Here is a 22,245-nt window from a genome sequence, read left to right on the forward strand (position 1 = left end):
ATGGCCAGCAGCATCCCAACCAATCAGCCCAAGGTTTAGCAACGGCTGATCCGGTGCGACGATATTAGGCAATATCTTTCAGAGATCTTGAGCATAAGGGTAGGGTCATGGGCAACGGCTTAGGAACGATCGCGCCATTTTCTTTGCAGGAAGTGGCCCACATCACGGGAGCAACGATCCAGCACTTACCCGATCGCGCCTTGGCCCAGCCGATCGCCCAAATCAGCACCGATAGCCGCGCGATCGGCTCAGGGGAGCTGTTTGTGGCCCTGCGTGGCGAAAATTTTGACGGTCGGGCCTTTGTGCCGGGGGCGATCGCGGCGGGGGCCGTGGCGGCGATCGTTGAGGAGCCGATCGACCAGCCCTGTCCGCAACTGATCGTCCCCAATGCCCTGACGGCCTATCAGGCCTTGGGACGAGCCTGGCGCGATCGGGCAAACATCCCTGTCGTGGGCGTGACCGGTTCGGCGGGCAAAACCACCACCAAGGAGCTGATCGCCGCCGTCCTGGGCACAGCGGGCCAAGTTCACAAAACCCACGCCAACTTCAACAACGAAATTGGCGTACCCAAAACCCTCTTGCAAATCACCGGAGCACATGATTTCGCTGTGGTGGAGTTGGCCATGCGCGGTCGGGGACAAATTGCCGAGCTAACCCAAATTACTCGCCCAAATGTGGGGCTGATCACCAACGTGGGCACGGCCCATATTGGATTGCTGGGATCGGAACAGGCGATCGCGGAGGCCAAGTGCGAACTGCTGACGGAAATGCTGATCGATAGTGTGGCGGTGTTGAATGCCGACTGTGCCCGGCTGATGGAGACGGCCAGCCGCCTTTGGCCGGGGGAAGTGATTGACTACGGTTTTGCCAACGGAACCTTTCGCGGTCACTTGCTAGATGCCCAAACCCTGAGCGTGGAAGGCAAAACCTTTCCCCTTCCGTTGCCCGGTCGTCACAATGCCCTCAATTTTCTGGGCGCTTTGGCCGTGGCCAAGGTGTTGGGGGTAGATTGGGAGCCGATCGCGGCGGGCTTGGCGGTGGAATTACCCGACGGGCGGGCCCGTCGCCACGACTTGCCCAATGGGGTGACCCTGTTGGATGAAACCTACAATGCTGGTTTGGAGTCGATGACGGCGGCTCTGTACCTGTTGGCGGAAACACCGGGGCAGCGGCGCTTGGCGGTTTTGGGAACCATGAAGGAATTGGGCGATCGCGCGCCCGAGTTCCATCAACAGGTGGGTGAGTTGGCGCGAGATTTACGCCTAGAGGGCCTGTTAATTTTGGCCGATGACCCCACGGCCTTGCATCTCGCAGCGGGGGCTGAGGGCATTCCCTGCGAAACCTTCACCACCCATGAAGCACTGATCGATCGCCTGCAAGGGGAGTTGCGATCGGGAGATGTTTGGCTCCTGAAGGCTTCCCGATCGGTTGGCCTCGATCGGGTGGTGCGGGCCCTGTTGGCTCCGGATCGCTAAACCCACTTGAAGCCAACTGGGCCAAGGACTAAATGCCCAGGTTCAGGGCTGCGGGGGTTCCGGCGGCAAATCCAGGGCGATCGCCCCTCGCTGGTTTACCCCCGTCACACGCGCTTCCAACCAGTTGGCACAAAGGCCGTAGGCATTGGTGAAATCAGCCCCCGCTAAATTAGCCCCCTGGCCGTTCACCTCTTCCAAATTGGCTCCGGTTAAGCTGGCTCCGGCCAAATCGGCCTGGCTTAAGTCCGCCCCCTGCAATTGGGCTTGGCTGAGGTTGGCTCCCCGCAAGTCGGCTCCTCGCAAGTCGGCTCCCCGCAGATTGGCTCCGGCGAGGTTGGCCCCGCTCAGAACCGCCCCGATCGCCATGGCCCGAGTCAGGTTCGCCCCCATCAGGATTGCTCCCCGAAAATTAGCCCCCCGCAGATCCGCTTCCGCAAAATCCGCCTGGGTTAAATTGGCCCCAACCCAAATTCCCCGAGCGATCGCCCCAGTTGCTTGCAGTCCCACCCCATTCACACCCGAAAGCACCGCCCGGTTTAAGCAAGCGTGGCGCAGGTCTGCCCCGGTCAAAATAGCTCCCACCAACCGACTCTGACTCAGATCCGCCCTGGATAGCTGGGCCTCTTCCAAGTCCACACCCGTCAGATCCCGATCGGCTAGCTGCAAAAGCTGACCATCGCGAATGGCATCCAAATCAAGCGGAGAAAGACTAGTCATAACACCGGTCAAACTGAAAGTGATGGAGTTGAGCAGGGGGAATTGCCTAGGAGATCGCCCCCTCATCCAACAGCCACAACCCCGAGGAAGCTCGCAGCGACATCTGTGGCAATTCCCAGCCCTGTTGCAATCCCTGGGCCAACAGGGTCAAAGCCTCCAAAAGCTTTGGATCCCAGCGTCCTGACTGATCGCGGTAGTGCTGCAAAATTTCGTTCGGTTGCTCACCGCCCGATCGACGGTGCTGGAAGTCGGCACAAAGGGCCACCAATCGCGACTCCAGCGGAATAGCATCCCCCGCCAACCCCGAAGGCTGCCCGGAGCCGTCCCAATGCTCCGTTAAATGGTTCAAGATGTGGGCGATCGGGCGCAAGCGCGGCATCACTCGCAACACCTGCACCGCACTGAGATCGCAGCAATCGGCAGATGGGTCAGCCAGCCCTTCACGCCAAACGGCGGGCCAACGGCCCAGGCGATGGAGCGCGGCGGCCAATCGCATTCGTTTGAGCTGGGCCGCTGGCAAATCCAGCAATTGCCCGATCGCCTCCGTCAGCGCCGCCACTTCCGCCGCCGATCCAGAATTTTGCCCATCGGACAGTTCCAGCAGTTCCGCTAATCGCAAAAACGCCTGTAATTCGTTGGAAACCAGGTTTTGATCCAGAGGGGCCCCCACTTCAAACCCCAATTGCCCCGGTTGCAATTCCGGGTGGCGATGTTGATGGGTGGCTTGCAAGTAGTTCACCACCTGCTGGGTAATGGTTAACCAGTCTTCTCCTGGGGCCGTGGCCTGCTCTTGGGCCACCGCTGCCAATTGCCGTTGGAGCTGTTCTGCCAGGGCTGGTTGATAGCGAGCCACCCGTTCCACCAGCAAGGCCGCACCGCGATCGACCCACTGGGGCACAAAAGTCCACAAGCCATAGAACTTACGCTCTAAGTCCGACTGGGGCGGCCCTTCGGGGCCATAGTCCGCCGCCGTCAATTCCTGGCAAAGCACCATGGCACAGTAGGACGGCGACACGATGGTTAAGTGCCATTCTTGGGCGACCGGATCCGTGGGACTGAGGGGCACGATCGCCACGTTCGATCGCTGGCTGGTGGGATGTTCCGCAAACCCCGCATCCGGCGCAGCTAGAATCACAATCTGGCGCGATCGATCCGCCAACTGCCCATAGCGATCGGCCTCTTGCAAATACCACTTACCCAGTTGAAATGCCGCCAGCACCACCGGCCGGCCCTGGGACTGGGCGATCGCATCTTCCAAGGCATGGCACAGGGCCACAAGCGTATTTTTGTAATAGACCCCCAAGTGGAGCGTTGCCCCGTCCACCCGGGCCAAATCCGTTAATTGCTTCAGAATCGATTCAGGTAACACAAGCGATTAACTACAAGCGAGGGATGAGGGCGATCAAAATTGGGGCGATCGTGCAATGGCGGCATTACCAGCCCAACAGTCCTTCATTCTCGCCTATTTCCAGGCCCCGGCTTGCGGCCAACCGCAAAGAACCACCATCACCCCATTGCCATCTTGGCCTCATCATCATCAGAATTTCCGCCCAATAGCAGCGATCTCCGCGTTCGATCGCCTGCCGGACTTTCGCAACTTTTTTAAAGATTTGATGAAGACGGTAGCCAAAAACTTGTCGAATCCCCTGCTCCTAGGGAATAATCAGGACAGCAACTCAGGCGAGAGAACACAGATGCTGACGCTCTCTTGAGTTTGTCTTTGCTCTCAACCTCTGTCTTGGATAACTGGCGAGCAGCCCCAGGGTGCATTCGCAGTTTTAGCTCAGCTTTACCTGAAACCTTAATCGTTAGGGCAGGTCAACGCAGGGAGCCGCCAAGCAACGCTTGATGAGTTACGGGGGGTAACTCACTAGCCGGTGGTTCCACGGAAGCCTGATTTGAGCAAGATTTCGATAAAAAAAATCGGAATCGCGAGGGGGGAAGGCGACTCCGAATTCGTCTACGTCTTTTGGGAGGAAAACTTGAGGGCTACTTGAACGTGGCCCTTTGGCTTTCGCTCTAACTGGATATTAGCATTTCACGAAGCAAAAGTTTAGTCTTCTTGTAGAATTTTTACCAATTCTGGGTGAGATACGGGCCGAAAAGCTTCCCAATCACCGGAATTGGGGTTTTCTAACCTGAAAATTGGAACAACCAGCCAGGGAGCGCGATCCGGCTCGGTGATCCGGAGCAGAGCATTGAAATAAGTCCTTGGACGCAAATCGGGGATGACGCGGGGGAGTGATGAGACACCCCCAGCCACTTGCCTCCACAATCGTTGATGATTGGCGAGTGCCTCAAGATACTTTTCGGGCACCTCCTCAGTTCGGCGTTGGCGATTCAGCTTAGGGAGCCTGTGAACCTTGGGGCCTGGGAACTGAGGTGGTTCTCAAGACTTTTTGAGTTTTTAGATCCAACTCTGCCACATTCAGCATTTGGTCACGGGTGTAAAACACCGAAAGGCGCTGATCTTTCACCCCCGATGCGCCGTGAAACTCGTCCACATTCTCAATCAACAATGCAAAGCGCTCACCGTTGGCATCGGAAATCGCCAGGGTTTTGCGATCCTTTTCGGTCAGGCGGCGATCTTGGTTGCTGTCGGTTGTAATAACTAGATAAACGAACCCAACTGGCGTTGTGGTCGGAGGATCCGTGGGCTTGGCGGGAGCGGCTAAAAGCTTTTCATCCACCCAAATCAGTCCCCGATCGGGTGGTTTGAGCCAATAGGTTTGACGTGTCAGCTCGTTAAAAAAGAGATAGTTCTGTAGGGAATCTGCCTCTTTGGAATAGGAAGAGTTGGCAAATCCACGGCTTTGTTCATAATCCTGGGTTAGGTGCAGCGGTGCGCGTAAGGTATTGGTTCCCTCGATTCGTGCAAAATTTCCCAATCGGGTTCGGGTTTCAATCGATTGGGTTTGGTCAATGTTCATCACCTGCGAAGCGGAGTGCGATCGCGCGTTGTGCAGCAGCATTGAGATCAGGGCTAATCCCATCACACCCAGAGAGAGCAAACCACCCAACAGGATCAGGACTGCATTTACACGCCAGATTTGGACAAAGACTTGTCGAAGTTTCATAGACAGCAGGCGCAATGATAATAGGCGCAATAGTTAGAATTAGTTGATTGAATTGGCATTGCGTTAGCGCCAAGTTAGCCTTCACTCCAGTCCGCCAACTCAGCCGATCGAGCACTAGACATACAGCTAGTTCAGAAAGCCAGTTCAAATTTCCAATCAAAATTCTATCGATCATTGAAACCCTGATGATTCAAGTATCGGCCACTTTTCAGCGCGACTGATCGTCATTGCATGATCAATTATTGATTTTTGATTAATCATCGATAATTTTTAGATCTCAGGCTGTTTTCTCTAGTTCATTAGAAATGATTTAGATTAATTAGCCCGTAGGGTGGGCACTGCCCACCAAACCGTTGTTTCATAGCATCTGCAATATGGCGTGCCAATAATTCTAGGTAAAGGCTGTAAGTAATCGGCAATTAACTAAGATTAAATTCAAAGCAATCTATTTCAACCTAGAAGTTCTCCTCATTGATCAGGTTTTCAGAAAATGGCAATAAAAAAATCCCCCAACGGAGGATTCTGTCATAACAGGTCAGCTCAGGTTCTAGAGCATTCATGCAATCTTAGAGGTCACATGATACTTAGTCACAAAACAGCCGAATGATGGAAAACGCGATGCTCAGAAACCAGCTTCAACAACTGACTCATTGGCTTTCGAGTTGCCTCAAACCATGCACCTGAATTTCGCCCATGAGCATGACTGGGGAGTGAGACAGCGTTACCATGATGAAGCTCGATCGATCCCAATGAGGCAGTTGCTCCGGGTCATCTCAACTCGTCACCACAATTCAAACAACTAGAGATCAGAAATCACTAAACTCGCGCTAAATTAACCTTCAGTCAACCCTAAACCAACGCTGAACCAGTAATGAAAAGATTCGATCGATTGAGATCATCTTTGTCTCTGGATTGATCAAATATTGTTGGTCTATTGTTGGTCAGTTTTGCCAATTAGGTTGTTGAATTTAGCCACGCCTTTAGCCACGACGTTCATCACCACGGCGCGGGGGATCTTGATTGCTAACCGCGCGGGCCACGACCAAGAGGGCTTGGGATGAGTCTCGATCGTGAGCAGAGGTTGCCTGAGCGACCAACGGGGCAGCATTTTGGATCACGCCTGCCGCTGTGATGGTCACAACCCCAGTGGCGATCGCTGCACCTACGCGGGCGAACAGGGACGGCTTGGTAGGGGAAATGTGCATTTGAGTCATACAACCTCGTGCAATATTGAGAGTCTCTAGTCCTTCTTTCGGTTGACCTTTCGCATTTCGGGAAAACTGCAACCGATCGCTCTGAAACTGACAATAGAAGGTCTCAAAACCAGCACGAGGATTGGCATTTTCACTTTCGCAACTGAGCTTCAGACTTTGATTGATCCGGATCAGTTCATAAATTGACCTTGAGCACAGTAACGTTGCGCTCTCAAGGGTTTGGAACGTTTCAGCCATTCCAGAAGGGATGGTGCTAAGCGGGGCAATTTAGAAACTGGCACGAATACTTCGCGAAATTTTTAAAAATCTTCAGCTTTAACAAGAGGTCGTATTATGAGATGGCAATTCCATCGAGACTCCAAGCCCGATCGCCCCGAACAGGCTGACACTGGCGCGTAAACGTTTTTCATCACCAGACGCTCTGGCACTGTTGAGGGTGAAAGCGTGCAAACGACAGCGTTAAATCACTAATCGACTTGGGATCGGCTCGTTTGGGTATCTAACTCGCTTCATTTAGACAGCCAGCCAGTGCATTCACCCGGGCTGTCGCTTTCCGAGACTCAGGAGGCTTTTCGTGAAATCGTTGTTTTCTCGCGCTTCAGCCGCAACCCTGGCCGCCGTGAGCGCGGTGCTGGGATCGATGGTCTGTTTCCCTTCGATCGTGCAGGCCCTGAGCACCGATGAAATTGTGCGGCGCTTGGATGTGGTGCCGTTGTTTTCCGTCACCCAAGAAAATGGCCAGCCCATTTTGGTGTTCCCCAAGCAACAGAACCAACCGGCCGCCGAACCCAAACCGGCTGATGGCGCAATTTTGCACTTTGTGGATCCGGAGGATGTGCGGGCTTTTGCGAATCGCGTTCAAAGCGAAGCGCCGCCTGAATCCCGCAAAGTTAGCTTGGCTCTGTTGACGCTGGGCCAGTTCTATCGGATGTGGACGGAGGCTCAAAATAAGCCAGAAATGCCCGACTTGGTGGTCACCCCCAGCAAGGAAGATGTGGAAGCGGCGATCGCGATTTTGAAGCAACAGGGCCAGTCCGTTGAGCAATTTGCGGGGATTCCGTTGTTTTATGCGGTAGATCCCCAAGCGGAGGATGCGCCTCTGACGCTGCGGGCGGACAATCGCGAAGTGGTGCCATTTTTCTTCAGCAAGCGAGACTTGCAAGCGATGCTGGATGATTACAAACAGCGTCAACCGGACATCATCAACCGGGCCCAACTGCGGGTCTTTACGCTGGATGGACTGATTGAGGAGCTGAAAAAGGCCACGGATCCTAACTCGTTGGTGGGCAGTGTGCGATTGATTCCGTCCTCTTCGGCAGCGGCGTTTTATATGCGGGCCATGCGATCAAACCAACCCGGCCAGCCCAATGGTCAGGGTGCTGGGCAGTCGGGTGCTCGCCCTGCCACTCCGGCTCCCGCGAGCGGGGCGGCTGGGTTGGGAGGACAACCGGCTAATCGCTAATCACACCCGCTAAATGGTGTGCAAAACCGACCGGGGCAATTAGCGCACTGGTCGGTTTTGATTTTGGAAAGTGGGTTAGCTCCTAGACTGGTTTGGGAATCGCCCTGGGCATGGAACCAGGCGCATGAACGGTTTGATCAACAGGATGGAATGGACGATGGTGAGTTTGGGATTGCGAGAGCGTTGGCAGTCAGTGCGATCGAACTGGCGGCACTTGGCTGGAGGCTGGGCGATCGGCTCCCTGGCTTGGTTGGCCGCGATCGGCCCCTTGGCAGCGCTGCCCCCGGAGGAAATTGCCCGCAAATTAGAAGCCGTGCCGGTTTTCGCCCTCACCGATGCCCAAGGTACGCCCGCCCTAATTGATGTGGGAAATGCCGAGGGCCAGCGCACAACGGTGGCTCGGATGTTTTTGAACCCGCAAGATGCCCAAGAGTGGCTGAAGCGACTGCAAGCGGGAGCCGTGAGTTCATCCAGTGAATTACGGGTCAATGCCATTCCCCTGTCGGCAATCTATGAGCTATTGCAAAAACCATCCACCGAATATCAATTGCAACTAATCCCTGATTTGGAAGAGGTGAAATTAGCCCGGGAACTGTTGGCATTAAATCAACAACCGCCGGAAAAATTGCAGGGAATTCCACTATTTTTGGTCACCGCAAGCGATGGGTCAGCCCCCACCTATGTCACGGTCGATCGGGATGGAACGGAAGAAATTCGCTTTTATATGGATCGGGCCCAAGCGGAAGTGGTGGCCAAAACCTTTGCGGAACAAAATCCCGAGCTAGCCGCCACCGTTCAAATTCAGGTGGTGGACTTTGATGAGTTTCTTTCAGTTCTTTCGGAGCGGGAAGATGAGTGGCTATCGCGGGTGCGGATTATCCCTTCCCAAAATGCCCAGGCGTTTTTTGAAACCATGGGCAACTAGGCTGTTTTTGAAATCCCAATCAAGCTTGAACCGTTGATTAACCCCAAAACAAAGCCCCCACTCATGAACTGAGCAGGGGCTTTGCGATCGGGCAATGAAGGCACGAAGGAACCTAGGCAGCAAATCCTAGAAGTTCATTTCGGCGGCTTGTACCTTTTCCACCTGTTTCTTCTTCAGCACCAACAGAATTTGGGTGATCATCACCGCCACAAACAGGGCCAGCAGACCCAGGACGCGGTTGGGATCTTGCAGCACGATTTCCGTATCGGTTTGGCCAAAGCCGCCCACGTTCGGATCGTTGGTGATTGCTTGACCAGCCGTCACCACATCGCCTTCCTTGACGATCGGTTGCGGGCCAGCGGGGATAGCATCTTCCACCGTCGAGCCATCTTCCTTGATGATGGTCACGAGGTAGCCACCGTCATCGGTCTTGGCGATCGCGCCGATCGTGCCAGCCGCCGAAGCGTTGTAAACCGTGTTGTTGCTCTTGTCACCCGTGGGGTAAACCTGGCCGCGGCCACGGTTGCCACCCACATGCACCGCGTACTTGCCGAACTTGATCGCCTTGTCCTCAGCGGGGTTGGGCGACAGCACGGGGAACACGATTTCTTGGTATTGATCGCCGGGCAGCGGCCCCACGATCACCACGTTATCTTGACCATCCGCGTAGGACTGGTAGAACAGGCCTTCGGTCTTTTCCTTCAGTTCTTCAGGAATCCGGTCTTCGGGGGCAATCTTGAAGCCATCGGGCAGCATCAACACCGCACCCACGTTCAGGGGGCCGGGTTCACCCGTGCCGGTCACTTGCTGCACGCTGGTGTCGTAGGGGATCTTCACCACGGCTTCAAACACGGTGTCGGGCAGTACCGATTGGGGCACTTCCACGATCGTTTCTTTCTTGGCCAGGTGACAGTTGGCGCAAACGATCCGGCCCGTGGCTTCCCGGGGGGTTGCCGGAGCCACTTGTTGGGCCCAGAACGGATAGGCCATGGCAGCCTGGGGAGCTACGAAGTCGCCACCGATCAACAGGGCGATCGCGGCGATCGCGGCGATCGCACCGCGAGTCAAAACCTTGAAAGCAGTCTTCATGAGTTGTCTAAAAAGTACGGTCAGCCGCGATATTGATGAGCAATTGTAGAAATTACGACCACCAGGGTTCTTCGCCGGTGCGGAAGTCGGTTTCCGGCCAGGGGCTGAGGCTCACGTTGTCGTCATCAACCGATACGTGGGCCAAGGCGAGGGACAGGGGCGCGGGGCCGCGGACAACTTTGCCTTCGTTGTTGTACTGGGAACCGTGGCAAGGGCAAATAAATTTATTGGCGCTGGCGTTCCAGGGCACCACGCAGCCCAGGTGGGTGCAAACGGCGTTCAGACCGTAGTCGGCGATCGCCTCTTTGCTGTTGACGATCAGATAGGTGGGGTCGCCCTTGAGGCCTTGTACCAACACCCGATCGCCTACGTTGTGCTCGGCCAGGAACGAGCTGAGTTTGACGCTGTTGCCCAGAGCATCCTTAGCCGCTACGCCGCCACCAGTACCACCGGTCGAAGGAGGAATGAAGTAGCGCACAACGGGGTAAAGCGCGCCCAGGGCAATACCCGTTGCCGAGCCAAAGGTCAGAAAATTCATGAACTGGCGGCGACCCATGCTGGGTACGTCCGCAGGGCTGGAAGCTTGAGCCATAATGCCTACTCGCGTGCCTTCTCTTGGGGGTTCTATAACGAATCTTAAAGATTGTATGACTGCAAGGGTGGGGTTTGAACGGGTCAAACAAAGCCACCGCAATTGCTAGGGTATTATTGCATCTCTCGGGCCAGGTGATCGCGTTGCTGAGGGGCGATCGGGCGGTCGTAACAGATCCGTATAAAACTTCATATTGCGTTACAAATAATAATTCATCTCCCTCAACAAGGGGCTGAGAACCTGCCATTGAATCGTCTAAAACCCTGATTCCACCGTTACGATCTCGTGGAGGACAAGGGGCTTAAGCCCCTTGTTGCGACGATTGGGGCACGGAAAATTAACCATTTCAGCCTCACATCGAGAAATGACGACAGGCCCTAAAGCCCCTTGTTGTCCTGGGGCCGGTTTCAAACCGACCCAACCCCCGCCACACCCTTTATCACCATCACTCGATCGCGCCATGACTGGTCAGGACTTACACCAATGGATTGTGGACAAGTGGGGCTTTTCCTACGATGTGCAAGTCCGCAAAATCAAAGACAAAATTTTTGTGCAGGTGATGTGGCGCTACCTGGAACAGATGTCGTTTCCGATGACGGAAGCGGAATATTTTGAGCATCTGTCCACGGTGGCCACCTACATCCAAGGCTGGGGCGCGGCGGAACAGGTGCGATCGTTTATTGAAACCACTAAGAACCGCCCCCGGCAGGGCAAGGCCGTGAGCATCCCGATCGACCTGGGCGATCGGGCCTCCGAGTGGCTGCTGGACTTGTCCTAAACTCAGGCCCGAAACGCCCGAACGGGGGCGCAAGTTGCACCTTCGTTCGGGTTCGTTGGCCTCAGTTTGGAGTTTGGCGATCGTCTGGAGTTGATGAGGCTGGAACGTTCCAGAACCCTACCTAGAACGCCGCCGCGCCCGCTGCCGCCACCGCGTGATCCTGTTCGCCGGAGCCACCGCTGACCCCGATCGCCCCCACCACTTGTCCATCGCGGTAGAGCGGAATCCCGCCAGCAAAAATCATGATCCGGCCGCCATTCGAGGCATGAATCCCAAAGAATTGGCCACCAGACTGGGAATGCTCTGCCAAATCTTTTGTGGCGATGTCAAACGCCCGTGACGTGTAGGCCTTATTGATCGAAATATCAATACTGCCAATCCAAGCGCCATCCATCCGCACGTGGGATACCAGGTTGCCACCGCCATCGGCCACGGCAATGTTCATGGGTTGCCCCAGTTCGATCGCTTTTTGTTCCGCCGCCGCAATTACTCGCCGCGCATCCGCTAGCGTCACCATATTCGGTCAGCCTTTGTTTTTGGGTAGATGTTTCGAGGGACGTTAGAAACGGTCAACGCTCAACAGGGCGGTCGCCTTTGGCCCAACGGCCGGCGCGATCGCCCTGTTGCGTCCTAGCCCACGATATCTAATGATCTCCATAATCTACATGGGTTTACTGGATATACCCTAGGGCTTGGTCGCCACCAACACGCCCATCAAGCCGCCCACCAAGGGATAGTGCCGCACCGATCGAAAGCCGATCGCCTGGGCCCGTTGTACCTGCTCGCGTCCCACGGGGAACCGCTGCAAACTGGGCAGGATGTATTCATATTCAGCCGTTGCGCCAAATTGCTGGGCGACGGGAACCACCAGCCGATCGAGATAAAGTTGCTGGAATTGCTGGGCGATCGCGCTGTCGGGCCGATGGAAATCCAAAGCCGCCAAGGTCGCGCCGGGTTTCAGAACGCGATATAGCTCCCGCAGGGCTTGGTCAAAGTCGGTCACATTCCGCAAGCCATAGCCCACCGTGGCGCAGTCAAATTCTCGATCAGCAAAGGGCAAATTCAGCGCGTCCGCTTCCACCCAAGCGATCGGGGCCAACGGCCGCAATCCCTGGGGCCGCTCCCGAGCGCGATCGAGCATTTGCGCTGAAAAGTCCGCCCCCACCACCTGACCGCCGGGGCCCACCGCCGCCGCCAACCGCAGGGCCAAGTCACCGCTGCCACAGCAAAGATCCAACGCGCGATCGCCGGGTTTTGCGCCGCTCCATTTCACGGTCATCTGTTTCCAAACCCGATGCAGCCCCAAACTCAACCAATCGTTGAGATCGTCATAAACGGGCGCAATCCGGTTAAAGATGCCTTGAACGCGATCGGCGGAAGCAGTCATAGGAACCCGAGAAAATTTTTTGTCTTCGAACTTTCATTAAAGAAATTCGTGAACTCATCAATTGATTTCGGTATTACACACTCAAAAAGGACAAATCTCTTGATGGTAAAGATTGGGAAAGGAGCAATTCGTTGTCCTGTATCACTCTAGCCACCAGATATATTCACCAGGTTTCTGGCGCTTTTTAGCGTACTGTCGCATGTACACCATTTTTTCTTGATCAGGTAAATTTCTAAATACTTCATAGGTAATACCTAGTTCGTTAAATAGATTTCTTCTGTCTGCTTCCATGGATACTTCAAAGCGCAGATGATGAGATGTTCTTACATGGATAATACAGTCACCATAGCTGTCCCACCTGACTTCGGGAACGCCACCCATTTTTCCATAAATCAGATAAATTTTTTCAATTCCTGGGACTCTCTGCCCTTCAGAAATACTATTGGCAATACTACGCCAATTATCTTTCTCTGTAAATTTAACTTCTACACCAAATTGTTCAATCGCAATATCTGGAAAAGCTTGACTCTTGGAATTTCGATCAATATCAAGTCCTTCTCGCTCCAATAAATCCCTGACCTTTTCTTCAAACTGCTCAGACTTCTGAAATTTTCCATGCACTTGGATTTCTTGGTTTAATGCTTGAGTAACTGATTTTAAAATGATTTCAAACTCTGAGCTGTTCATGATTGATCAAGAGTAGCAATAACCGCTTTTGCAAGATGCCAAGCCAGAACCGGTGGGACAGCGTTTCCAATTTGTCGTTCCGTTTCTCTCAGCTTTGCCTGAAAAATAAAATTATCTGGAAAAGACTGAATTCGAGCAGCTTCTCGCATAGAAATTCGTCGCGCATGCTTGTAGTGAAAGTGAATATTACCGTGACACTCTGCTCGAATAGTATATCCCGGACGATCAATTTGAAGCCGGCGATCGCCCTGCTCAGAGCTGCGATTGGCTTTGCTCCAAACGTGGTTGATTGCTGAATTTTCTGGTAGGTCTTCTAGATCATGCAGGGCTGTATATGCTGTAATATACTTTTCTTTATCTAAAATAGGCTGAGGATGGCTAAAGCTAATTCCTGGCTGTGTACCGACAATAAAAACGCGATCACGAGTTTGAGGCACGCCAAAAGATGCTGAATTGTAGAGTTGATAGGTAACTTGATAACCCAAATTACTAAAATCCTCTATAATCCTTGTCAAAGAAGATCTAGCGTGTTTCATCAATAGTCCTTTAACATTTTCGGCAATAAAAATTTTAGGCTTGACCTTTTCTACTACTGAAACCATTGCTCGATATAGCCCGCTTCTTTTTCCCTCAATACCATGTCGTTTACCATTAATTGAAATGTCTTGACAAGGGAATCCCCCGAAAACAATATCAGCCGATTTGGGAATAGACTCAATCGCCTGCCAAATATCTTGGCAAATGATGTTGTGGTGCAAGTTGTGACGATAGGTATCACAAGCTCGTGGATTAATTTCGTTTGCCCAAATGATTTCAATTGGTAGCCTTTTATAAGACTTACCTATAAAGTGGAAGCCTCCTAAAAAGCCCAAGTCCATACCGCCACACCCAGAAAATAATGAGACAGCTCGGTATTTCTTGTTGACATCTTGGAAGGGTGCTAATTTCTTTTCAGGTTTGTTTAATATATTTTGAGTGAACAAGCCGAGCTGCTGACTTTGCAATGTTTCAACTGATAGTGCCGAAGATTGAAAGGATTTTGAAACCATGCTGCTGTTTGTCTTTGTACTATAAGTAATTTTAACTCTAATTTAGCATAAGTTAGGAAGAATCAAGAGATTCTTTGATAAGTATTTTGGATGCTGAGCCAAGGGGCAATAGTCGTAGGGGCAAGGAGCTGAAGTACTTCAGCTTTGTCAGTGATTGGAGCTATCAAAATCATCATTTGGGGCTGTTAAGCAGTTACTTAATCGACAAAGGCCGATCGCGCCTGTTGGGTTTGTTCATAGCAGGTCTGGAGCGTGGCCCAATCCTGTTGATCGATCGCCCCGATGATCTGATCCAGTTGATCACGATAGCGCTGGAGCGATCGCAGTAATTCCGGCCGGTTGAATTGGGCCATCATCACCCCCAATTCCGGATTGCCACCGCCGACCCGGCTGGTGTCCCGAAATCCCGAACTAGCCAAGGATTGGGCCAATGCCAGGGTTTCGGGGTCTGGCTCCGCTCCGCAGGCCGCAATCAGGCTGGCGCTAATCGCCACGGGCAAATGGGAAATCCAGGCCACAGCGCGATCGTGTTGTTCCGGGGTGCAGCGGTACAGGGTCGATCGCAAATCCTGGGCGATCGCCGTGACCCGGGCGATCGCCTCGGTGGGGGTGCGATCGGTGGGCGTAATCGCAAAGGGGCGACCCACAAACAAGTCCGGTAGAGCCGCTTCGATGCCGCTGTCCGCCGTGCCCGCCATCGGATGGGCCCCGACAAAGTTGGGCCACAGGGGTTCGATCGCTTGGACGATCGCCTGTTTCACCGACCCCACATCGGTCAACACTGTGTGGGGGTTGAGGTGGGGAATCAGTTGGCGCACCGTCGGTTCGATCGCCCCGATCGGCGTACACAACACCACCAAGTCGGCCTCAGCCAGCAGCGACCATTCACAACCCGCCCGATCGGCAATGCCCAGCTCGATCGCCCGGGCCGCCGTTTCCGGCCGCCGCGCCACCCCCAGAATTTCGTGCCCCAAGGGCCGCAAGGCCAAGCCCAGCGACCCACCAATCAACCCCAAGCCAACTACACCAACCTTCATAGGTCTCCAGTCCCAAAACAATGGGGCACGGCACGGCCGCACCCCAACCCCACAGCAGTCTTGATGATCCGGATAATCCGGTGGTTGGCCCCTAGGACACCACGAAGGCGATCGCCATCACCCCGAGCACCAATCCCAGACCCAGAGCGCCCAAAACCACATAGTTCCGCTTTTCCGTTGAAGAGGGCGTGTCAGCGGTATACATCTTCGGTTCTTTGGCGAAATTATTCAGGCGACCGCCATCTTCCGTGGTGTAAGGCATTTGTTACAGTCCTTTGCAATTGTTAGCAACACAGCATTAATTCGCCACTGTAACAAACATCGACCGGCCCCGGTCAAGAGCCGTCCCTAGCTGCTGGTCACCAAACCGGTCAGGGGTGAGCTAGCGCTAGCCAATCCCTTCACCGGAATTCGCCCGGCTAAATAGCCCAACCGACCGGCCGCCGTACCCAGGGCCATGGCCCGCGCCATGGCGGCGGGGTTTTGGGCCTGGGCGATCGCAGTGTTAATCAACACGGCCGAAGCGCCCAGTTCCATCGCCTGGGTGGCTTCGCTGGGCGTGCCGATCCCCGCATCCACCACCACGGGAACCTTGGCGTTTTCCACAATGATTTGGATATTGGCAGCGTTTTTCAGACCCTGGCCCGACCCGATCGGGGAACCCAAGGGCATCACAGTGGCGCAGCCCGCCTCTTCCAAATGCTTGGCCAAGAGCGGATCGGCGTTGATGTAGGGCAATACGGCGAAGCCTTCTTTCACCAACTGTTCGGCGGCCCGCAAGGTTTCGATCGGGTCGGGCAGCAGGTATTTCAAATCGGGGATCACTTCCAACTTCACAAAGTTGTTGTCCTCTTGGCCCAGCAGCTTGGCCATCTCGCGCCCCAGCCGCGCCACCCGAATCGCCTCATCGGCCGTCTGACAGCCGGCCGTGTTGGGCAGCATCCAAATTTTTGACCAGTCGATCGCCTCGGCCAAGCCCTCATGGCCCGGGGCTTGGGTTTGCACCCGGCGCACGGCCACGGTCACAATTTCGCAGTCACTCGCGGCAATGCAGGCCTGCATTTGCTCGATGCTGCGATATTTACCCGTGCCGGTCATCAGGCGCGATCGAAAGGTGCGACCGGCGATCGTCAGGGGCAAATCAGACACCAAATCAGTGGGGATCCAATCTTGGGCCGCAAGCGTCGGTGCATTGGAAATCTGCGTCATGGGAAATCCTGGCTGGAAATAAGCTGAGAGGGCGAACCCTTATTGTCTAACCAGTCGGACGCTCAAGGGGGTGGGATTTTTCGATCGGCTGGGGGCAGTCCTCGCCATCGCCACGATCGCTCAATGATCGCCCTGCGCCATCTCTTTGAGTCCTGTGGGCGCTGAAGTTGAACGAAAACCGGAGTACGATCGAATCGAGCCAGATTTGTTTTGCTGGATGCTTAACTTCAGCGAACCATCGGCCAATGATGTGCAGATTTTGGATGCTGCTTAATCCAGAAATTGCCCTTCAATTGCCCTTCCTATGGTTATCTTTGGAGTTTAAATTATCTTTGTTTTGGTCTTGTTTGCCTTGAGCTTGACTGCTTGGATTTTGACTGATTGTTGCTGTTTTCTTGTCGCGTCCTATGGCCGGAACTGAATCCTCGATCGCCCCACCCACTAGCACGCTCAACGCTCCGATCTTGCTCGTGGAAAGTGATGATTCGATCCTCGATCGGGCCATGACGGATCTCAAAAACGCCGGGTATGCCGTCGCCACGGCCAAGGATGCCCAAGCCGGTTTGACCTATGCGCGAGACTTGCCCGTCTCCCTGATTGTGGTCGATCGGCTGTTGGTTCCCGGCGAATCGGGGTTGTGGCTATGCAATCAACTGCGGGAGTTGGGGAACGTGGCCCCCGTGTTGTTGATCATGGCCCGCGATGAAGTGGAAGACCGGGCCGCTTGCCTGGAAGCCGGGGCCGATGACTATTTGCTCAAGCCCTATCGCAGTGAAAAATTACTGGAATTGGTGCGGCTTTATCTACGCCCCACGGAAACGGGTACACCCCTGTTGCACTTTGCCGATTTGGCCCTAGATCTCGATCGCCGCACGGCCATCCGCAACGGCCACACGATCGCCCTAACCATGAAGGAATTTGAGCTATTGCGCTACCTGATGGAAAACCCGCGCGAAGTGCTCACCCGCGAGCAAATTCTCGAAAATGTTTGGGGCTACGACTTTATGGGCGAGTCAAACATCATCGAAGTCTATGTGCGCTATTTACGCCTGAAGCTTGAAGACGAAAGCCAAAAACGCCTAATCCAAACCGTGCGCGGCGTGGGCTATGTGCTCCGAGAAACCTAGGCGATCGCCCCTTGGTCTCAGCCCCTCAAAACAATAGACCTCTTGCACGAATTAACCCCTTCTGATCAAGATGGGCTAATCAACGATCATTTCGTAGGTTGGGTTGAGGTACGAAACCCAACAGCAGCAAGGCTTGCAGTGATCTAGGCGATCGCCCCTTGGTTCCGACTTATCAACACAATTTCCGGAAAACACCATTCAGCAAAAGCAACCCAACCAATTCCACTCAGTAGAATCACCCAAAATTTAATCAAACTTCAGTCCAGTCAAATTCCAGCACAAACCCAGAAAAGACAAGGGGCTGAAGCCCCTTGCCCTCGCGATTTTGCAACACCAGAATCAAGAGTTGAAGACCCTCATTTTGAATCCTGATTTTTGATTCTGAAGCTAGAGCCTAGTGCTCAATTTTTACAGACAGAATCTTGTCATTGGCACGGATTGCATTCACCACATCCATGTCCTCCGTGCGACCAAACACCGTATGCACACCGTCCAAGTGCGATTGGGGCGAATGGCAAATGAAGAATTGGCTACCACCCGTGTCGCGACCGGCATGGGCCATCGACAGGCTCCCCGCCATGTGCTTGTTCGAATTAATTTCGCACTTGATCGTGTAGCCCGGGCCACCACGACCATCACCATTGGGACAGCCACCTTGGATCACAAAATTGGGGATTACGCGGTGGAAGGTCAGACCATCGTAAAAGCCCTTTTCCGACAGATCCACGAAGTTTTTCACCGTGTTGGGAGCATCATTATCGAACAGCTCGATATGAATCGTGCCCTTGGCGGTTTCCATAATGGCGCGCGTCATGCGGTTGCCCCTTGTGTAGTCAGTTGAGATTGTTAGGTTGAATTCCTGGTGACGCGATGCTGGAAATGGGCAATCACAACGGGGTAGCCCACAGTCCGCCACTGTCGCCAAAGAATGCTGTCTGAGTTTACCGCTGCCGGGGAATTTCGATCCCCATACAAGGATTAATCTCTGCTTAATTCACCGTTATTTGACCGTTGATTAAACCTATGCATTCATGCCCGATCGCCCCGGGAATTAACGCTGCATTCGCCCAGCTCGTTTAGGCATGAGTTTGAGATTTTTCCGAGGCCGCAGCGGTCGATCGCACCCAAGTTAACAGCTCCTGAGGATGCTGAAACAGCATATCCGGCTGGCTGTTGCGCAACGCTCGTTCAGAATTAAACCCCCAAGCCACGGAAAGGCTGACCACGCCCGATCGGCGGGCCGCTTCCACATCCCTTGTTTCGTCGCCCACGTAGGCAACGGCTTCGCGCTGAAGGCCGGCCTGCCGCCGCACCCGCGAGATGGCGCGATCCTTGCTGAACAGACGCAAACTGGCATCAATCCAGGTGAAATAGTGCCGCCAGCCCATCAGGGTTAGGAATCGATCGACGGTTGATCGCTGGTTGGAAGTCACAATCCCCAGCCGGTAGCCCGCCGATCGCAGTTCCCGCAACACGTCCTCAATGCCCTGAATGGGCTGGAGGCGATGCAAATCAGCCTGGAGTTCCCGTTTCAGGCAATAGATCAGCCAAGGGCGCTGCCAAGGGGGCACATTGCTGTTTTGCAGCACCATGCGGGAATCGCAATCCCGCAGTCGGGCAATTCGTTCCGGGGTCAAACGGGGATAGCCAAAGCGTCCCGAGAGGCGATCAAGAATTTCAACCACCGCCTGAAAGGAGTCTGCCAACGTGCCATCAAAATCGAACAAAATTAACCGCAAGTGCTGAGGATCAACCGATGCAGCACTGGTGGGCAAGGACTGCGGCCCGCCGGCCGCCGCCGTAGACGCAAGCACGTGATGGGCGTTCAAGGATGAGACTCAGAATCCAGTTGGGGATCAATGGAGGGATCGACGGGGCGATCGGGAGGGAGATCAGCCGATCGGGGCAGGGACTGCGACGAAGCTTGAAACGAAACATTCGGGTCTAATTTCAGACTAGCACGGGCGTTTCGTCGCCACATCGCAGGCTTAATGCGTCGTAAAGCGGATCCCCGGAAGGCTTGATCCCAAGCCTCATCGCTGAGCTGAGCAAGCTGATCCAAGCGCGGAGCCACCACCCCCGATCGCGGTCGAAAGTCTTCAATATCCGTCGGCTGGGCAAATCGTTGATTCCAGGGGCAAACATCTTGGCAAATGTCGCAGCCCGCAACCCAACCCTGAAGGTTCTCGGCAATTTCCGAAGGCAGGGTCTCCGCACGGTTCTCGATCGTGTGGTAGGCAATGCAGCGGTTAGCATCCACCACAAACGGCTCGGGAATCGCCCCCGTGGGGCAAGCCTCCAGACAACGGGTACAAGTGCCGCAATGGCTGGTATGTGGGCGATCGGGCAATAATTCCAGCGTGGTGAACAGCTCCCCCAAAAACACCCAGGAGCCATACTGGCGCGTAATTAAATTGCCATTTTTGCCAATCCACCCCAAACCCGCCTCCTGGGCCCAGGCCTTGTCCTGCACCGGGCTGCTGTCCACAGCCCAGCGGCTCTGTGCGCGGGGATCCAACGTCACTAACCACTGAGCCAGGGCCTTCAGGCGGGTTTCCAAAACTCGGTGGTAATCCCGTCCCCAGGCATAGCGGGCAATTTTGCCAAATTGGGGCTGGTCAAATTGGGGCTGGTTAAGTTCGGGCTGGTTAAGTTCGGGCTGAGCTGGGGCAGGCTCGATCGCTGACTCAGCTTGGGAAAAAGATGGGTTTAAGGGCCGCTGTTCGAGGGGCCGCTGTTCAAGGGGCCGCTGCTCAGGGCTGTAGTAATTCAGGGCAACGCAAATGACCGATCGCGCCTCGGGCATAAATTCTCGCGCATCAAATCGCTTGGGAGCCGCCATCCATTTCATTTCGGCGGCAAACCCGCGATCGAGCCAGCGTTGGAGGGCTGATACGGCCGATGGTAAGGGTGGGTACTCTGAGCTTATAGCTGCTATTCCCACCTGATGAAACCCCAGGGCGAGAGCTTTCGTTTTCACTTGGTATGTGTTTCGGCGAGCGATCGCCACTGGGGAAGACCCGCCCACAGCAGGGTCATACTCCAATGCGGTTGTGTCCATCGCGATTGGCTCACAAGACACGGCAGAGTAGTTGAGAGCCGGTCATGAACGATTGGTGCAAAAGACTGCGAGGGATCGTCATGGAGGGCGGTGCGGTTACTGCAAACGAGATGTGTTTGGTTACTCGGGTTGAGGATGCTAAAGCGGATCAGCGCCTCAGCGTCCTTAGACTTGAACTAGCCAAGCACCTCGTTTAGTCATCTTCGAGGATCCGTTCCAATTGCCACAGAATTTGGTTGCCCTCACGTCGCACGCGAGTCACAATCCAGTTCCGCCAGACCCAGTTTTCACCCCGACTGGTCACGGCACTGGCGTTAACGTCCATCAGATCAGCCAATTCCGAGCTGGCAATCAGATATCCTCGATCGGCGACCTCATCCGCAATGCGCAGGGTTTCGATCAAGTTGCGCAATTGACCCACACGCACGTCGCGCAGATCGGCATCCGTTGGCGCGATCGCCAGTTGATCCAAAACAGGTTCAGACATGGTTTCAGGTATAGCTGCTATCGAGACTGTAGTTGTGTCTGAAGCGTCAAGATGGGATTTACTCGCAGGCTCCGATTCCGGAAACTCCGAGCGATCGAAAATCTCTAGCTTCAATTGATCTAATTTAGGCGATCGGCCGGCCGCAAAAACGCGGGCAATTTCATCACATCGTTCATTTCCCGCCTCGCCCGAGTGGCCGCGCACGTATTCCCAGCGCACAGCGGGGTTGTTCAAAGCATCCAGACGCTCCCAAAGATCTCGGTTGAGCACCGGTTGCCCGCTGGCAGTTTTCCAGCCCTTTCGTCGCCAGTTTCGCACCCACTCTGTAATCCCTTTAATAACGTACTGACTGTCCGTTAGTAAAGTGATTGACTCGCCTTGGCCGTATTGATGCCAGAATTGCAGCGCTTCAATGGCGGCTTGCATTTCCATCCGATTATTAGTTGTGTTGGAAGTACCTCCACCCAATTCATGACAAGAGCTATTTGAAAATCGCACTAAAACACCCCAGCCGCCGGGCCCTGGATTACCAGAGCAAGCCCCATCAGTGTAGATACGCGAAATCTGGTGTGAGTCGATCGACCGTGGGGGCATGGAGGCGATGGGAGAGGGTGTCATTGTTAGTGGTGGGGCCGTTGGCAATCAATTGTTATATTTTTATGACTTTGCTGGCTGGAAACCCTAATGGCTCTGGGTTTTTCTCAATATCCCTACTAAGCCTTGCTCAACCTTGCTGAGTCTAAAGCACTCAATCTGGTCGCGTTCTTGAGTGGGTGTTGATGGATCCCGGTCGATCGAGCAGCAGCAGGGGGACTCTAGAATGCACGTTTTCAAAGTGCATGTTTTCAAGGTGAACATTTTGCCATGCACAT

General features: G+C 54.3%; 23 protein-coding genes. 6 read left to right on the forward strand and 17 right to left on the reverse strand.

Translation table 11 applies throughout. The features are described 5' to 3' along the window. Nucleotides 1-107 precede the first annotated feature (107 nt). A complete protein-coding gene (gene murF / locus H6F46_RS05085; protein ID WP_190353815.1) occupies nt 108-1,475 on the forward strand; it encodes a UDP-N-acetylmuramoyl-tripeptide--D-alanyl-D-alanine ligase in 1,368 nt (455 codons plus the stop codon). A gap of 42 nt (nt 1,476-1,517) precedes the next feature. Here murF and H6F46_RS05090 read toward each other — a convergent pair whose 3' ends face one another. Beyond that, a complete protein-coding gene (locus H6F46_RS05090; protein WP_190353816.1) occupies nt 1,518-2,192 on the reverse strand; it encodes a pentapeptide repeat-containing protein in 675 nt (224 codons plus the stop codon). A gap of 46 nt (nt 2,193-2,238) precedes the next feature. After that, nucleotides 2,239-3,561 carry a DICT sensory domain-containing protein gene (locus H6F46_RS05095; RefSeq protein WP_190353817.1) on the reverse strand — a complete coding sequence of 441 codons (1,323 nt, stop codon included), beginning with the start codon at nt 3,559-3,561 and terminating at the stop codon, nt 2,239-2,241. A gap of 55 nt (nt 3,562-3,616) precedes the next feature. Here H6F46_RS05095 and H6F46_RS05100 point away from each other — a divergent pair, with 55 nt between their 5' ends. Next, entirely contained in the window at nt 3,617-3,904 is a 288-nt protein-coding gene (locus H6F46_RS05100) for a hypothetical protein (protein ID WP_190353818.1), read from the forward strand. 633 nt (nt 3,905-4,537) lie between these two features. Here the strand turns inward: H6F46_RS05100 and H6F46_RS05105 are convergent. Further along, the gene (locus H6F46_RS05105) at nt 4,538-5,269 is read right to left on the reverse strand and encodes a hypothetical protein (protein WP_190353819.1); all 732 of its coding nucleotides are present in this window, start codon (nt 5,267-5,269) and stop codon (nt 4,538-4,540) included. Nucleotides 5,270-6,249: 980 nt separating this feature from the next. Further along, nucleotides 6,250-6,474, reverse strand: coding sequence for a hypothetical protein (locus tag H6F46_RS05110; protein ID WP_190353820.1), 225 nt, complete (start codon nt 6,472-6,474; stop codon nt 6,250-6,252). Nucleotides 6,475-7,057: 583 nt separating this feature from the next. On the opposite strand from H6F46_RS05110, the gene H6F46_RS05115 reads away from it, so the two are divergent. Together H6F46_RS05115 and H6F46_RS05120 are read left to right on the forward strand one after the other, a co-directional pair. Beyond that, nucleotides 7,058-7,945: a Tic22 family protein gene (locus H6F46_RS05115; RefSeq protein WP_158234332.1), complete on the forward strand. Its 888-nt coding sequence runs from the start codon at nt 7,058-7,060 to the stop codon at nt 7,943-7,945. 145 nt (nt 7,946-8,090) lie between these two features. Further along, entirely contained in the window at nt 8,091-8,870 is a 780-nt protein-coding gene (locus H6F46_RS05120; protein WP_190353821.1) for a Tic22 family protein, read from the forward strand. 126 nt (nt 8,871-8,996) lie between these two features. On the opposite strand, the gene petA is transcribed toward H6F46_RS05120, so the two are convergent. Together petA and petC are read right to left on the reverse strand one after the other, a co-directional pair. Continuing rightward, nucleotides 8,997-9,959, reverse strand: coding sequence for a cytochrome f (gene petA / locus H6F46_RS05125; RefSeq protein ID WP_190353822.1), 963 nt, complete (start codon nt 9,957-9,959; stop codon nt 8,997-8,999). 52 nt (nt 9,960-10,011) lie between these two features. Continuing rightward, nucleotides 10,012-10,551 (reverse strand): cytochrome b6-f complex iron-sulfur subunit, encoded by a 540-nt coding sequence (gene petC / locus H6F46_RS05130; RefSeq protein ID WP_190353823.1) that lies wholly within the window; start codon nt 10,549-10,551, stop codon nt 10,012-10,014. Nucleotides 10,552-11,011: 460 nt separating this feature from the next. On the opposite strand from petC, the gene H6F46_RS05135 reads away from it, so the two are divergent. Next, the gene (locus tag H6F46_RS05135; protein ID WP_190353824.1) at nt 11,012-11,329 is read left to right on the forward strand and encodes a DUF3067 family protein; all 318 of its coding nucleotides are present in this window, start codon (nt 11,012-11,014) and stop codon (nt 11,327-11,329) included. 121 nt (nt 11,330-11,450) lie between these two features. On the opposite strand, the gene H6F46_RS05140 is transcribed toward H6F46_RS05135, so the two are convergent. The 7 genes from H6F46_RS05140 to H6F46_RS05170 all read right to left on the reverse strand — a co-directional run bounded on the left by H6F46_RS05140 (nt 11,451) and on the right by H6F46_RS05170 (nt 16,698). After that, nucleotides 11,451-11,846 (reverse strand): heme-binding protein, encoded by a 396-nt coding sequence (locus H6F46_RS05140; RefSeq protein WP_190353825.1) that lies wholly within the window; start codon nt 11,844-11,846, stop codon nt 11,451-11,453. Between the two features lie 168 nt (nt 11,847-12,014). Beyond that, nucleotides 12,015-12,716 carry a bifunctional demethylmenaquinone methyltransferase/2-methoxy-6-polyprenyl-1,4-benzoquinol methylase UbiE gene (gene ubiE, locus H6F46_RS05145; RefSeq protein ID WP_190353826.1) on the reverse strand — a complete coding sequence of 234 codons (702 nt, stop codon included), beginning with the start codon at nt 12,714-12,716 and terminating at the stop codon, nt 12,015-12,017. A 141-nt stretch (nt 12,717-12,857) separates the two neighbouring features. Then, complete coding sequence (locus tag H6F46_RS05150; protein WP_190353827.1) at nt 12,858-13,403, reverse strand: hypothetical protein; 546 nt, start codon at nt 13,401-13,403, stop codon at nt 12,858-12,860. Further along, nucleotides 13,400-14,452, reverse strand: coding sequence for a DNA cytosine methyltransferase (locus H6F46_RS05155; protein WP_190353828.1), 1,053 nt, complete (start codon nt 14,450-14,452; stop codon nt 13,400-13,402). The genes H6F46_RS05150 and H6F46_RS05155 overlap by 4 nt, the downstream gene beginning before the upstream one ends. A gap of 197 nt (nt 14,453-14,649) precedes the next feature. Continuing rightward, nucleotides 14,650-15,489: a prephenate/arogenate dehydrogenase gene (locus H6F46_RS05160; protein WP_190353829.1), complete on the reverse strand. Its 840-nt coding sequence runs from the start codon at nt 15,487-15,489 to the stop codon at nt 14,650-14,652. 91 nt (nt 15,490-15,580) lie between these two features. Continuing rightward, nucleotides 15,581-15,751 carry a photosystem II assembly protein Psb34 gene (psb34, locus tag H6F46_RS05165; RefSeq protein WP_143473129.1) on the reverse strand — a complete coding sequence of 57 codons (171 nt, stop codon included), beginning with the start codon at nt 15,749-15,751 and terminating at the stop codon, nt 15,581-15,583. A gap of 86 nt (nt 15,752-15,837) precedes the next feature. Next, nucleotides 15,838-16,698 carry a thiazole synthase gene (locus tag H6F46_RS05170; protein WP_190353830.1) on the reverse strand — a complete coding sequence of 287 codons (861 nt, stop codon included), beginning with the start codon at nt 16,696-16,698 and terminating at the stop codon, nt 15,838-15,840. 407 nt (nt 16,699-17,105) lie between these two features. Between H6F46_RS05170 and nblR the strand changes: the two genes are divergently transcribed. Continuing rightward, nucleotides 17,106-17,825, forward strand: coding sequence for a response regulator transcription factor NblR (gene nblR, locus H6F46_RS05175; protein ID WP_099534505.1), 720 nt, complete (start codon nt 17,106-17,108; stop codon nt 17,823-17,825). A gap of 394 nt (nt 17,826-18,219) precedes the next feature. Here nblR and H6F46_RS05180 read toward each other — a convergent pair whose 3' ends face one another. The 4 genes from H6F46_RS05180 to rnhA form a co-directional block, all read right to left on the reverse strand. Then, the gene (locus H6F46_RS05180; RefSeq protein ID WP_099534504.1) at nt 18,220-18,639 is read right to left on the reverse strand and encodes a peptidylprolyl isomerase; all 420 of its coding nucleotides are present in this window, start codon (nt 18,637-18,639) and stop codon (nt 18,220-18,222) included. Nucleotides 18,640-18,901: 262 nt separating this feature from the next. After that, nucleotides 18,902-19,639 carry an HAD-IA family hydrolase gene (locus tag H6F46_RS05185; RefSeq protein WP_190526133.1) on the reverse strand — a complete coding sequence of 246 codons (738 nt, stop codon included), beginning with the start codon at nt 19,637-19,639 and terminating at the stop codon, nt 18,902-18,904. 11 nt (nt 19,640-19,650) lie between these two features. Further along, nucleotides 19,651-20,886, reverse strand: coding sequence for a tRNA epoxyqueuosine(34) reductase QueG (gene queG, locus H6F46_RS05190; RefSeq protein WP_190353832.1), 1,236 nt, complete (start codon nt 20,884-20,886; stop codon nt 19,651-19,653). Between the two features lie 193 nt (nt 20,887-21,079). Then, the gene (gene rnhA / locus H6F46_RS05195) at nt 21,080-21,991 is read right to left on the reverse strand and encodes a ribonuclease HI (RefSeq protein WP_234407032.1); all 912 of its coding nucleotides are present in this window, start codon (nt 21,989-21,991) and stop codon (nt 21,080-21,082) included. Between the last annotated feature and the right edge of the window lie 254 nt (nt 21,992-22,245).

Source organism: Limnothrix sp. FACHB-1083, from assembly GCF_014696485.1.
Taxonomy (GTDB): domain Bacteria; phylum Cyanobacteriota; class Cyanobacteriia; order CACIAM-69d; family CACIAM-69d; genus CACIAM-69d.